Source organism: Arthrobacter sp. UCD-GKA, from assembly GCF_001863355.1.
Classification (GTDB): domain Bacteria; phylum Actinomycetota; class Actinomycetes; order Actinomycetales; family Micrococcaceae; genus Paeniglutamicibacter.
In genome coordinates, this window is sequence record NZ_MOLR01000014.1 from 23441 (window position 1) to 36735 (window position 13295).

9 protein-coding genes are annotated in these 13295 nt (G+C 71.0%); 8 read left to right on the forward strand and 1 reads right to left on the reverse strand.

All coding sequences use genetic code 11. The features are described from left to right. Positions 1-59 precede the first annotated feature (59 nt). The 6 genes from BLJ79_RS19430 (at position 60) to BLJ79_RS19455 (ending at position 6237) form a co-directional block, all read left to right on the forward strand. The gene (locus BLJ79_RS19430; RefSeq protein WP_071216433.1) at positions 60-1187 is read left to right on the forward strand and encodes an ABC transporter substrate-binding protein; all 1128 of its coding nucleotides are present in this window, start codon (positions 60-62) and stop codon (positions 1185-1187) included. Beyond that, complete coding sequence (locus tag BLJ79_RS19435; RefSeq protein ID WP_071216434.1) at positions 1184-1906, forward strand: ABC transporter ATP-binding protein; 723 nt, start codon at positions 1184-1186, stop codon at positions 1904-1906. Before BLJ79_RS19430 ends, BLJ79_RS19435 begins: the two co-directional genes overlap by 4 nt. A 1-nt stretch (position 1907) precedes the next feature. Continuing rightward, entirely contained in the window at positions 1908-2870 is a 963-nt protein-coding gene (locus BLJ79_RS19440; RefSeq protein ID WP_286135632.1) for an ABC transporter permease, read from the forward strand. Between the two features lie 71 nt (positions 2871-2941). Then, complete coding sequence (gene cobA / locus BLJ79_RS19445) at positions 2942-4204, forward strand: uroporphyrinogen-III C-methyltransferase (protein WP_071216436.1); 1263 nt, start codon at positions 2942-2944, stop codon at positions 4202-4204. Positions 4205-4277: 73 nt separating this feature from the next. Beyond that, positions 4278-5792 carry an FAD-dependent oxidoreductase gene (locus tag BLJ79_RS19450; RefSeq protein WP_071216437.1) on the forward strand — a complete coding sequence of 505 codons (1515 nt, stop codon included), beginning with the start codon at positions 4278-4280 and terminating at the stop codon, positions 5790-5792. A 157-nt stretch (positions 5793-5949) separates the two neighbouring features. Then, positions 5950-6237: a DUF898 family protein gene (locus tag BLJ79_RS19455; protein ID WP_286135635.1), complete on the forward strand. Its 288-nt coding sequence runs from the start codon at positions 5950-5952 to the stop codon at positions 6235-6237. 267 nt (positions 6238-6504) lie between these two features. Here the strand turns inward: BLJ79_RS19455 and BLJ79_RS19460 are convergent, their stop codons facing one another. After that, the gene (locus BLJ79_RS19460) at positions 6505-8223 is read right to left on the reverse strand and encodes an HNH endonuclease signature motif containing protein (RefSeq protein ID WP_071216438.1); all 1719 of its coding nucleotides are present in this window, start codon (positions 8221-8223) and stop codon (positions 6505-6507) included. 404 nt (positions 8224-8627) lie between these two features. On the opposite strand from BLJ79_RS19460, the gene ileS reads away from it, so the two are divergent. Together ileS and BLJ79_RS19470 are read left to right on the forward strand one after the other, a co-directional pair. After that, complete coding sequence (gene ileS / locus BLJ79_RS19465; RefSeq protein ID WP_071216439.1) at positions 8628-11933, forward strand: isoleucine--tRNA ligase; 3306 nt, start codon at positions 8628-8630, stop codon at positions 11931-11933. Next, positions 11930-13294 (forward strand): bifunctional folylpolyglutamate synthase/dihydrofolate synthase, encoded by a 1365-nt coding sequence (locus BLJ79_RS19470; RefSeq protein ID WP_071216440.1) that lies wholly within the window; start codon positions 11930-11932, stop codon positions 13292-13294. The genes ileS and BLJ79_RS19470 overlap by 4 nt, the downstream gene beginning before the upstream one ends. The last annotated feature ends 1 nt before the right edge of the window (position 13295 follow it).

Below are 13295 nucleotides of genomic sequence, written 5' to 3' on the forward strand. Positions count from 1 at the left end.
CGCCGCAGCACACATGCCGTACCACCCCCATGCCGCACCCACAGACAAGGACACCTCCCATGGACACCATCCGGTACACCGCCGACGGGCCGCAGCGCGGCCCCGGGAGGCGGGCGCTGCTCGCCGGCGGCACCGGGCTGCTGGGCCTGCTGGTGCTCGGCGCCGCCGCCACCACCACGGTGCCGCGCCCGGGAACGGCCGGCACCGCACCCACCGGGCCCGCGGCCACGCTGCGGCTGGGCTTCTTCGCCAACCTCACCCACGCGCCGGCGCTCGTCGGCACCGCCAAGGGGCTGTTCGCCGCCGAGCTCGGGGGCTCCGGCACGAGCCTGGCCACCAGCGTCTTCGGCGCCGGTCCCGCCGCCGTCGAGGCGCTGAACGCCGGGGCCATCGATGCCGCCTACCTGGGGCCGAATCCCGCGATCGCCGCCTTTGCCTCCAGCGGGGGCGCGGGGCTGCGCGTGCTGGCCGGTGCCGCGGCGGGCGGAGCGCAGCTGGTGGTCCGCGCCGGCATCGCCGAGGCCGCGGCGCTGCGCGGCACCACCCTGGCCACCCCGCAGCTCGGCGGCACCCAGGACGTCGCACTGCGCACCTGGCTGGCTGCCCAGGGGCTGGAAACCGACCTGCGCGGCGGGGCGGTGGCCATCACCCCCACGTCCAACGCCCAGAGCCTGGAACTTTTCCGCGCCGGAAAGATCGACGGGGCCTGGCTGCCCGAGCCGTGGGCCTCCCGGCTGGTGCTCGAGGCCGGCGCGATGGTGCTCCTCGACGAGGCGGAGCTGTGGGACGGGACCGAGACCGGTGCGCCGGGGCTGTTCCCGACCACGGTGCTCGCGGTGTCCCCGGACTTCGCCGCCCGCCACCCCCGCACCGTCGAGGCCCTGCTGCGCGGCCACCTGGCGGCGCTTGACTGGATCAACACCGCCAGGGAAGCCGACGTGCTGGCGGTGCTGAACGCGCGGCTCGCCGAGACCGCCGGTGCCCCGCTGGCTACCGACGTGCTGGCCCGCGCGCTGGGAAAGCTGGAATTCACCGCGGATCCGCTGGCCGGGGCCTACCCGCGGCTGCTGGAAAACGCCGTCGCCGCGTCGCTTGCCGAACCGGCGAGCCTGGACGGGCTCGTGGACACCTCGTTCCTGGAGGCGGCCCGCGCCGCCAGCACCACCCAGGTCGGGGCCGGCGCATGAGCATCGCCATCGAGAACCTCTCCAAGGACTACGGCGCGGCCCCGGTGCTCTCCGGCATCACCACCACCATCGTGACGGGCGAATTCGTCGCGGTGCTGGGTGCCTCGGGCTGCGGGAAGTCCACGCTGCTCAACGTCATCGCCGGGCTCGAGCCGCCATCGGCCGGATCCGTGAGCGTCCCGGCGGGAGGCGCGGCGTTCATGTTCCAGGACGCTGCCCTGCTGCCCTGGCTCACGGCCCGCGCCAACATCGAACTGGCCCTGGAACTGCGCGGAATCCCGCGCAACGCACGCCGGGCGCGGGCCGGGGAGCTGCTGGAGCTGGTCCACCTGGCCGATGCCGGGGACAAGCGCCCGCACGAGCTCTCCGGCGGCATGCGCCAGCGCGCCTCGCTGGCCCGTGCCCTGGGCCAGGACCGTCCGGTGCTGCTGATGGACGAGCCGTTCGCGGCGCTGGACGCGATCACCCGGGACCTGTTGCACGAGGAACTCGAACGGATCTGGCGCGCCCACCGGCGCACCGTGCTCTTCGTGACCCACAACGTCCGCGAGGCCGTGCGCCTGGGCCAGCGGGTGCTGCTGCTTTCCTCCCGTCCCGGGCGGATCGCCGCCGAGTGGAAGATCCCCGGGCACGTGCGCACCGACCCGGCCGCGCAGGCCGCCTTGACCGGCGACATCACCCAGAGGCTACGCGAGGAGATCCGCCACCATGCCAACTAGCATGACTTCAGCCACCGCCATTGCCCGTGAACGGGCCACCGCCCGCGCCGCGAACCCCGCTCCGGACCCGGACCCGGCGGCGCTGCCCGCGGGCCCGGGATCCCAGGCCACCACGGATTCCCTCGGCGAGCTCGAGGCCGGCCTGGACAACCTGCAGGACGCCCCCGCCGCCTCCCGGCCGGCGGCCGGGCGGATCCTGCTGCCCTTGGGCACCCTCGCGGCCCTGCTGAGCCTGTGGCAGCTGGCCGCCTGGTTCGGTTCCCCGCGCACGGACCTGTTCCCCGGCCCGCTCGAGGTGCTGGGCACCGCCGGGGCGCTGGCGGCCGACGGCCGGCTGGCCGAGGCCGTGGCCACCTCGCTGCAGCGCGGGGTGCTCGGCTTCGCGCTGGCCCTGGCCATCGGCACGCCGCTGGGGCTGCTGCTCTCGGCCTCCACCACCCTGCGCCGCGGCCTGGGACCGCTGGTTTCCGGCCTGCAGGTGCTCCCGTCCGTCGCCTGGGTTCCGGCGGCGATCATCTGGTTCGGCCTGACCGACGCCACGGTCTTCTTCGTGGTGCTGATGGGCGCCACCCCCTCCATCGCCAACGGGTTCCTGTCCGGCGTGGACATGGTCCCGCCGCAATACCGCCGGCTCGGCACCGTGCTGGGCGCTTCGCGCACCCAGCAACTGCTGCGCATTGTGCTGCCGGCGGCGCTGCCCGGATACCTGGCCGGGCTCAAGCAGGGCTGGGCGTTTTCCTGGCGCTCGCTGATGGCCGCGGAGATCATCGCGGTCGGCGGGTCCATCGGCTTCGGCCTGGGCTCGCTGCTGCAGCAGGGCCGCGACCTGTCGCAGATGGCCGTGGTCGTCGCCGCCATCCTGGCCATCCTCGCCGTGGGCATCGCCGTCGAACTGCTGGTCTTCACCCCGCTGGAGCGGCGGCTGCTGCACCGCCGCGGCCTGGCGCCCGGAGCCGGCCGATGAACCGCCAAACGACCCATCCACCGGCCCCGCGCCGCCGACCCACCGCCACCCGCCACCCCCAGGAGCCGAGCATGAGCCAGTCCACCACAACCCGCCAGGCACCCATCCACCCGCTGGCGCTGCGCCTTTCCGGCAAGGACGTGCTCTGCGTCGGCGCCGGAAAGGTGGCGGCACGACGCATCGCCCAGCTGCTCGAGGCCGGCGCGAGGATCACCGTCATCGCCCCGGAGGCCGTCGGGCCGATCGCCGAGGCCGCGGCCGCCGGGAAGCTGCGCTGGCGCCGGCGCGGCTACGAGCCGGGGGACCTGTCGGGCATGTGGCTGGCCCACACCGCCACCGGGAACAAGGTGCTCGACGCGCGGGTCGCGGCCGATGCCGACGCCCGGCAGACCTGGTGCGTCAACGCCTCGGACCACGCCGCCTCCAGCGCCTGGACCCCCGCCGTCGCCCGGACCGGGGAGGGAACCACCGTGGCGGTGAGCGCCGGCGGGGACCCGCGCCGGGCCGCCGGGCTGCGCAACGCCATCGCGCTGGCCGCGGACACCGGGCTGCTGCCGCTGCGCCGCCGCCGCTCCGGGCCCGGCTCCGTGGCCCTGGTCGGGGGAGGCCCGGGCGATCCCGGGCTGATCACCGTCGCCGGGCGCCGGCTGCTGGCCGCCGCCGACGTGGTGGTCGCCGACCGGCTGGGCCCGCGCGGGCTGCTGGGCGAACTCGACCCGTCCGTGCGCGTCATCGAGGTCGGCAAGGCCCCCGGCGACCACCTGGCCACGCAGGACCAAATCAACGCGGTGCTGGTCGCCGAGGCCCGGGCGGGCAACCGAGTGGTCCGGCTCAAGGGCGGGGACCCGTTCGTGCTGGGCCGCGGCGGCGAGGAAGCCGCATACTGCCGCGAAAACGGCGTCGAGGTGTCCGTCGTCCCCGGGGTCACCAGCGCCATCTCGGTCCCGGCCGCCGCCGGGATCCCCGTCACCCACCGCGGGGTGGCCACCGGATTTTCGATGGCCACCGGGCACGAGGAGCTCTCCGAACTGCCGGCCCGCCCCGACCACACCCTGGTGCTGCTGATGGGCGTGGCCCGGCTGGCACGCAACACCGCCACGCTGCTGGACCGCGGGCTGCGGCCCGACACCCCGGTCGCGGTCATCGAGCGCGGCTGGTGCCCGGACCAGCGCATCACCATCGACCGGCTCGATGCCATTGCCGCCACCGCGGCGCGGATCGGCGTGGCCAACCCGGCGGTGATCGTCATCGGCGACGTGGTGCGCATCAGCCCGCACGCCGCAGCGGCCCTGGCCCCGGCCGCGAACACCCGGCAGTTGCTGCCCGCCGGCTGAGTTGCCGGCCGAGCACACCCCGCACGCCACGCATCCAGCTACACCCCCAAATACACGCCCAGGAGGACCCCCCATGACCGAAAAAAACACGCCGGCCCCCGTCGCGACGCCCGTCCCGACCCCCGCCGCCTTCGCTTCGCGCCCGCTGCGCGTGGCCATCATCGGCGCGGGCCCCGCCGGCGTCTACGCCGCGGACATCCTCACCAAGGCCGAGCGCGGTTTCGAGCTCGCCATCGACCTCTTCGACCGCTACCCGGCACCGTACGGTCTGATCCGCTACGGCGTCGCCCCGGACCACCCGCGCATCAAGGGCATCGTCAAGGCGCTGCACAAGGTGCTGGACCGCGGGGACATCCGCTTCTTCGGCAACGTCGACTACGGCACCGACCTGTCGATCGCGGAGCTGCGCGAGCACTACGACGCGGTCATCTTCGCCACCGGCGCCGTCAACGACGCGGACCTGAACATCCCGGGCATCGAGCTGGAGGGCTCCCACGGCGGCGCGGACTTCGTCTCCTGGTACGACGGGCACCCGGATGTGCCGCGCAGCTGGCCGCTTGAGGCCACGGACATCGCGGTGCTGGGCAACGGCAACGTGGCCCTGGACGTGGCCCGCGTGCTCTCCAAGCACGCCGAGGACCTGCTGGTCACCGAGATCCCCCAGAACGTCTACCGCGGCCTGGCTGCTTCGCCGGTCACCGACGTGCACGTCTTCGGCCGCCGGGGACCTGCCCAGGTGAAGTTCACCCCGTTGGAGCTGCGCGAGCTGAGCCACAGCCGGGACGTGGACATCGTGCTCTACCCGGAGGACTTCGAGTTCGACGCGGCCTCCGACGCCCTGATCAAGTCCAACAACCAGGTCAAGACGATGGTCGGCACGCTGGCCAACTGGCTGATCGAGCAGGAGGAACGCGAGGAACGCGGCCAGGCCGGCGCCGCCACCGCATCCGGGCGCCCGCGCCGCCGCCTGCACCTGCACTTCCTGCATTCCCCGGTGGAGGTCACCGGGACCGACGGCAAGGTCGCCGGCATCAGGTTCGAGCGCCAGGAACTCGACGGCACCGGGAACGCGCGCGGCACCGGCGAGCTCGTCGACTACCCCGTCCAGGCCGTCTACCGGGCCATCGGCTACTTCGGCTCGGCGCTGCCGGAGATCGAATACGACGGGCGCACCGGCACCGTGCCGAACCTCGAGGGCAAGGTGCTGGACGCCGCCGGCACCCAGGTCCCCGGGCTCTACGCGACCGGCTGGATCAAGCGCGGCCCGGTCGGGCTGATCGGGCACACCAAGTCCGACGCCGCCGAAACCATCGCCCACCTGCTCGCGGACCTGAACCAGCTGCCGGTGGCCGCGAACCCGGCACCCGAGGCCGTGCCGGCCCTGCTTGAGGCCAAGGGCGTCGCCTACACCGGCTGGGACGGCTGGCTCGCGCTGGATGCCCACGAGCAGGGCCTCGGTGCCGCGGCCGCCCCGGCACCCACCCCGGCAGGTCCCGTGGTGCGCGAACGCATCAAGGTCGTGGATCGCAAGGAGATGGTCGCCGTCTCGCGCACGGCGGAGCAGACCGCCGGCGCCCGCACCCAATAGGGGTGGCGAACCAGGTGTCCGGTCCCGCGGCGTCCCCGGCCCCGGCCGTCTTGCACGTAAAACGTCGGGGCTCACGGGTTCGCTCCAAGGACCGCCACGGCACTTCCGGCATCCGTCCCGAACCCGTGCACCAACCAGGGGGAGAAGCATCATGGGCATGTACACCAGTGGAAACAGCCAACCGGGACCGGGCCTCGCCGCATTGGGCAGCATTCCGCCGGGCGCACCGATCTTCGTTTTCCGCGGCGGGGCCGCAACCTGGTTCGGCACCCAGCTGCTCGGGATGCTCATCACGGTGCTGACGTTGGGGATCTGCTACCCCTTTGCCGTGGTGCTGGTGGAACGCTGGCGCGCCAACAACACGCTGCTGCTCGGGAGGCCGCTGCAATTCACCGGTACCGGGTGGGGCATCTTCGGTCTGTGGATCAAGTGGTTCCTGTTGTGAATCATCACCCTGGGCATCTACAGCTTCTGGGTGTACCCGCGGCTGACGGCCTGGAAGGTCGAGCACACCGTGCTTGCCTAGCGGCCGGGCCCCGCGGCGTTCGTCGACGGGTTCTTCCTGCGCCGGCGGAAGCGGGCGACCGCCCCAAGGCGCGGCAACAACGGGAACACTGCGCCGGGCACCAACCCGGTCCACCGGGAAATCTCCATGTCGCGAGCCCGGGCCAAGCCGCGCTCCGCCAGCGCCGGCCACCGAAAGGCGGAAGTCTCAGGCGGCCTGGGCAGGTGCGGCGGCGGGATGGAAGATCCAGTTCCGCCGGGGGAGCTGCAGCGGGTCCCGGGATCTGGGCAGGATCACGTGCGGGTGCCCGCCGATCATCTCGATCCGGAACTTGCCCGCGTGGTAGGCCTGGTGGCACAGCGGACACAACAGGCACCCTCGGGACACGTCGGTGCGGCCCCCGCAATTCCATGCATCCAGGTGGTGTGCCTCGCACCGGCCGATGGACATGGTGCAGCCCGGGTTGATGCAGCCCTTGTCGCGGACGGCGATGGCCCGGCGTTGGGCCCGGTTGAAGTATCTTCGGCTGCGGCCCAGCTCCAGCGGCACCCGGTCCCCGTTCAGGATGATTGGGATGATGCCGGCGTTGCAGGCGATGCGCCGGCAGGTGGCCGCCGAGATCTCTTCGCCGCGGTCGGTGACCCCGGCCGCCTCGAGCTGGCCCAGGAACGTTTGCAGGTCGATGGTCACATTCAGGGTCACGTTCGGTGCCAAGGGCATCTGTCCGTCGCCGGCCCGGTCCTTCGGGGCACCGGCTTCGGCCGGGCTGGTCGCGATCCGCACCGAATCAAGGATGAGCTGGTGCAGGCGGCGTGCCCGCTGCCGCGTCAGTGCCTGTTCGATGGTCTCGCCGGGGCGCATCTCGACAGTGGGGTCCAGCTGCCCGGGTTGACCCAGGTCGGTGAATCCGGCGGCGGGGCGTGCATCCGGCGGAGTGCCGGGATCCACGGCCCAGTCGGGGATCGGAGGTCCGGCCGGGGACGCCTGTTCGGCCGGGGTGCCCGCCTTGGTCCGCGGGCTGTTGAGGATGTCCGCGGCGGTGGCCAGCAGTTCGTGGCCCTCGGCGGTGGTGATGACCCTGTACTCGTAGCCCTTGCGCGTGTGGCCCAGGTAGTGGGCGCCGACAAAGAGTTCTTCGACGAGCTCGCGCGCCGTCGCGGCTGCCGTGTCCTCGAGCCTCTTGGCCTGGTCCTTGAGCAGTTTTTCGGTGCCCTGGGAGTTGCGGGTGCGCGCGGCCTCGGCCAGCTCCGCCTCCAGCGCCCGCCCGGTGCCTGCGTCGTCCGCCAGGTCGCCGGCGGGGGAGAGGTTCTCGAACTTCTTGGCCAGCGTGGCCAGCGACCTGGGGTCCGCTGCGCCGTCGCTGAGCACCTGGCCCAGCAGCGGGAACTTCGGCGGAACGAGGGTGCCGTTGAATCCGGTGTGCGGCAGCAGGTTTTCGGCGCTTTGCACCCGGTGCCGGGCCTGGAAGTGCGTGAGGTTCAGCTGTGCCTCGAGGAAGTCGGCGTCTTCGCGGAAGTACGGCCTGGAGCCAGCCGGCGTGGGGACATCGGCCGGCAGCGGGCTGGCGGCCGCCGCCTCGGGATCCCCAAGCCAGGCGTTGAGCTGCGCGAGCGGTTCCTCGGTGATGGTGTGCACCTGCGCGTCGACGGCTCGGGATGCCGCCAGCAACTGGCCGTAGCCTACCTGCCGGCAGATGGCCTCGGTGAGCGCCACGAAGGCCGCGGCCCGCACCGGGGAGGACCCGACCTCTGCCGCTGCCTCGTCGATCGCCAACCTGAGCACGGGGATGAGAAGCGCCAGCGCGCGCAGCGAACCGTCCCGGGACCCGGTCGTGGCGACCGGGTCTTCCGGGGTTCCCGGGGTGTGCTGCACGAGCCCGGTGAGGGTCGTGAGCGCCTCGGCGGCGAGGGCTGGGGTGCTGGACATGGTTCAAGCATGCCCCGCCCCCGCCGGCCGCGGGGGCAGCGTCGAAGATCTGTGGATAAGTATTTTGGCGGGTGCCGAACCGGTGCCCGGGCGAACACCCCGGCGGATTCCCCAATGGGGCGGCAGGGGCGCTAGACTGGGAGGCATCACGACGTCGACCCGGCCATCACCGGCGAGTCCTTGGAAGAACGGCAACCTTGCCCACGCGGGGAAGCCAAGTAGAACCAAGCGGGTAAGCCCGTCACAGCAGTCAACGAGCGGCCCGATCCGGCCCCGGGGCATCCCGGGCGGAGAAGGCAAGCGGGGTGGTACCGCGAGGTGGAGTATCCGCATACTTGACCATCGTCCCTGTGTTGGAGAACGCCTAAGCGCCCACGCGCCTTCGATCACCAGGACTGCCGCAGATGACCAGCTACCCCAAGGCCTCGACCGACCCCCATGGCACGACGCCATCCTCTCCCCGTTTCCCGGAGATCGAGGAACGGGTCCTTTCCTACTGGAAGGACGACGAAACCTTCCAGGCCTCCATCGACGGCCGCGATGCCGGCGTCGACGGTGCCAACGAGTTCGTCTTCTACGACGGCCCCCCCTTCGCCAACGGCCTGCCGCACTACGGCCACCTGCTCACCGGGTACGTCAAGGACATGGTCGCCCGCTACCAGACCCAGCGCGGGTCGCGCGTGGAGCGCCGCTTCGGCTGGGACACCCACGGGCTGCCTGCAGAGCTCGAGGCCATGAAGCAGCTGGGCATGACGGACAAGGTCCAGATCGAGGCCATGGGCATCGACAAGTTCAACGACGCCTGCCGCACCTCGGTGATGAAGTACGCCGGTGAATGGCAGGACTACGTCACCCGCCAGGCACGCTGGGTCGACTTCGAGAACGACTACAAGACGCTGAACGTCGAGTACATGGAATCGGTCATCTGGGCCTTCAAGCGGCTGCACGACAAGGGCCTGACCTACAAGGGCTTCCGCGTGCTGCCGTACTGCTGGAAGGACGAGACCCCGCTGTCCAACCACGAGCTGCGCATGGACGACGACGTCTACAAGGACCGCCAGGACCAGACCGTCACCGTCTCCTTCCCGCTGTTGGCCGGTGAATCCGAGATCTCCAAGGAACTCGCCGGCGTGCAGGCTCTGGCCTGGACCACCACCCCGTGGACGCTGCCGACCAACCTGGCCCTGGCCGTGGGACCGGACGTCGTCTACGCGGTGCTGCCGGCCGGCGAAAACGGCGTGAAGGCCTCCAACGCCACCGGCAGCTTCATGCTGGCCGAGGACCTGCTCGGCGCCTACGCCAAGGACCTGGGCTACACCGACGCCGACGCCGCGAAGGAAGCGGTCACCGGCCGCTACACCGGCAAGGATCTGGCGGGCATCAGGTACGCACCGCTCTGGGACACCTTCACCGACACCGAGACCTGGGGGACCGCCAACGCCTGGCAGCTGCTGGTCGCCGACTACGTCACCACCACCGACGGCACCGGCATCGTCCACCAGGCCCCGGCCTACGGCGAGGAGGACCAGAAGATCTGCGAATCCGCCGGCATCCCGGTGATCCTCTCGATCGACGAGGGCGCGAAGTTCCTGCCGCTGTTCAAGGGCGGGGAGCTGGCCGAAATCGTCGGCGTGCAGGTCTTCGAGGCCAACAAGGCCATCACCAACGTCCTGAAGAACGATGCGCGCCTGGTCAAGCAGGCCTCCTTCGAACACTCCTACCCGCACTGCTGGCGCTGCCGCACCCCGCTGATCTACCGCGCGATCTCCTCCTGGTACGTCGAGGTCACCAAGGTCAAGGACCGCATGCTTCAGCTGAACCAGCAGATCAACTGGATCCCGGAGAACGTGAAGGACGGCCAGTTCGGCAAGTGGCTGGCCAACGCCCGGGACTGGTCGATCAGCCGCAACCGCTACTGGGGATCCCCGATCCCGGTGTGGGAATGCGACGGCGCCGAGTGCACCCACCGCGAGGTCTACGGCTCGCTGGCGGAAATCAAGGCGGCCTTCGGGCGCCTGCCGCTGAACCACGAGGGACAGCCCGATTTGCACCGCCCGTTCATCGACGACCTGGCCAAGGCGCACGAGGGCTGCGCCGATAACGGCACGCTGCGCCGCGTCGAGGACGTGCTGGATGTGTGGTTCGACTCCGGGTCGATGCCCTACGCCCAGGCGCACTACCCGTTCGAGAACAAGGAGTGGTTCGACACCCACCACCCGGCGGACTTCATCGTCGAGTACATCGGGCAGACCCGCGGCTGGTTCTACACCATGCACGTGCTCTCCACCGCGCTCTTTGACCGTCCCGCCTACAAGAACGTGATCAGCCACGGCATCGTGCTGGGCAGTGACGGGCAGAAGATGTCCAAGTCGCTGAAGAACTACCCGGACGTCAACGAGGTCCTGGACCGCGACGGCTCCGATGCGATGCGCTGGTTCCTGCTCTCCTCCCCGATCCTGCGCGGCGGCAACCTGGTTGTCACCGAGCAGGGCATCCGCGAGGGCGTGCGCCAGGTGCTGTTGCCCATGTGGAACGTCTGGCACTTCTTCTGCCTGTACACCAACGCCGCGAACCACGGCGCCGGCTACCAGGCGAAGTTGACCTACTCGGCCGCGGACCCGCTGGATGCGTACATGCTCGCGGCCACCGGGGACCTGGTCCGCGAGACCACCGCGAAGCTGGATGCCTACGACATCTCCGACGCCGCCGAGACCATCCGGGCATACATGGACACGCTGACCAACTGGTACGTGCGCCGGAGCCGCCAGCGCTTCTTCGACGAGGACACCAGCGCCTTCGACACCCTGTACACCGCACTGGAGACCCTGACCCGCGTCAGCGCCCCGCTGCTGCCGCTGGCGAGCGAGGAAATCTGGCGCGGCCTGACCGGCGGGCGCTCGGTGCACCTGGCCAACTGGCCCGACGCGGAGCTCTTCGGCCGCAACGACGAGTTGGTCGCGGCCATGGAAACCACCCGCAAGATCGCCTCGGTGGGCTCCTCGCTGCGCAAGGCCGCGAACCTGCGCGTGCGCCTGCCGCTGGCCGGGATGACCGTCGCGGTGCCCGGTGCCGCGGCGCTGGAGGGCACCTTCGCGAGCATCATCGCCGACGAGCTGAACCTGCGCTCGCTCACGCTCATCGACGCGGCCGATGCCGACGCCTCCGAGTACGGCATCAGCCAGCGCCTGGTGGTCAACGCCCGGGCCGCCGGCCCGCGCCTGGGCAAGAACGTGCAGCTGGCGATCAAGGGCGCCAAGTCCGGGGACTGGTCGGTGGACGACGCCGGAACGGTCACCGCCGGCGGCCTGGCCCTGGAGGAGCACGAATACACGCTCGAAACCGTCGTGGAAGCCACCGAGGGCGAGGAGAAGATCGCCGCCGCGGTGCTGCCCGGCGGGGGCTTCCTGGTGCTTGACACCGAAGTCACCCCGGAGCTCGCGGCGGAGGGAACGGCCCGGGACATGATCCGCGCCATCCAGTCCGCCCGCAAGGACGCGGACCTGCAGGTCAGCGACCGCATCCGCACCGAAATCACCGCCGACGCCGCAACCGTCGCAGCACTGCACGCCAACGCCGAACTGATCAAGGGCGAAACGCTCAGCACCGGGCTGGTCCTGGTCACCGGGGACGACGGGATGGCACCCGCCGTCAGCGTCGAAACCGTGGCCGAGGCCGAAGCCGCCGACAAGGAAATGGGACCCACCACATGAGCAACACCTTTGACAGGTTCTCCGTGGAGAGCGTGTACGCCGAGCTGCTGGCCCGCGCCCCGGAGAACAAGATCGAACCGCGCATGGAGCCGATGCGCCGGGCCATGGAGATCCTCGGGGAGCCGAACAAGGCCTTCCCGATCATCCACGTCACCGGCACCAACGGCAAGACTTCCACCGCGCGGATGATCGAATCGCTGCTGCGCGCCCACGACCTGCGCACCGGGCGCTATTCCTCCCCGCACCTGGTCTCGGTCACCGAGCGCATCGCGATCGACGGCGAGTCCGTGGACGATGAGACGTTCGTGCGGATCTGGGACGAGATCCGCCCCTACCTGCAGATCGTCGACGACGAGCTCACCGCGGCGGGCGAGAACCGGCTGACCTACTTCGAGGCCGTGACCATCCTGGGGTTCGCGGTCTTCGCCGACACCCCGGTGGACGTGGCGATCATCGAGGTCGGCCTGGGCGGGATCACCGACGCCACCAACGTCGGCGACGGCCAGGTCTCGGTCATCACCCCGATCTCGCTGGACCACACCGACCTGCTGGGCGACACCACCGAGCTGATCGCCCTGGAAAAGGCCGGGATCATCAAGCCCGGCGGGTTTCTGGTCTCCTCCGCGCAGCCGGCCGATGCCGCGCAGGTGCTGCTGGACAAGGCCCTCGAACTCGAGGTGCCGTACCGCTTCGAGGGCGTCGAGTTCGGCGTCGAGAACCGCACGGTCGCCGTCGGCGGCCAGCAGCTGGACATCCAGGGCCTGGCCGGGCGCTACCCGGGCATCCTGCTGCCGCTGCACGGCGGGCACCAGGCGCAGAACGCCGCCGTCGCCCTGGCCGCGGTGGAGGCGTTCATCGGCGGCGGGGAAACCGCGCTGAACCACGATTTGGTGATGGAGGGCTTCGGCGCCGCCACCAGTCCCGGGCGCCTGGAGGTCATCCGCAAGGCCCCCACGGTGCTGCTCGATGCCGGGCACAACCCCGACGGCATCCGCGCCTCGGCGGCCGCGGTGAAGGAGTCCTTCGGCTTCTCCACGCTGGTGCTGGTCATCGGGATCCTTGCCGAAAAGGACGCCCCGGCCATGCTGGCGCAGCTGCGCGAGGACTACCTGGACCTCACCGAGGACATCTGCATCACCCAGTCCAATTCGCCGCGCGCCATCCCCGCCGGGGAACTGGCCGCCATGGCGCTGGAGGCCGGATTCAACGAGGAGGACATCTTCGTGACCGAACGCCTTGACGACGCCCTGGAATGGGCCGTCGGGCGCGCCGAGGCCTCCGAGGACTTCGGCGGCGGGGTGCTGGTCACCGGGTCCATCACGCTGGTCGGCGAGGCCCGCATGCTGCTGGGAGGGAAGTAGG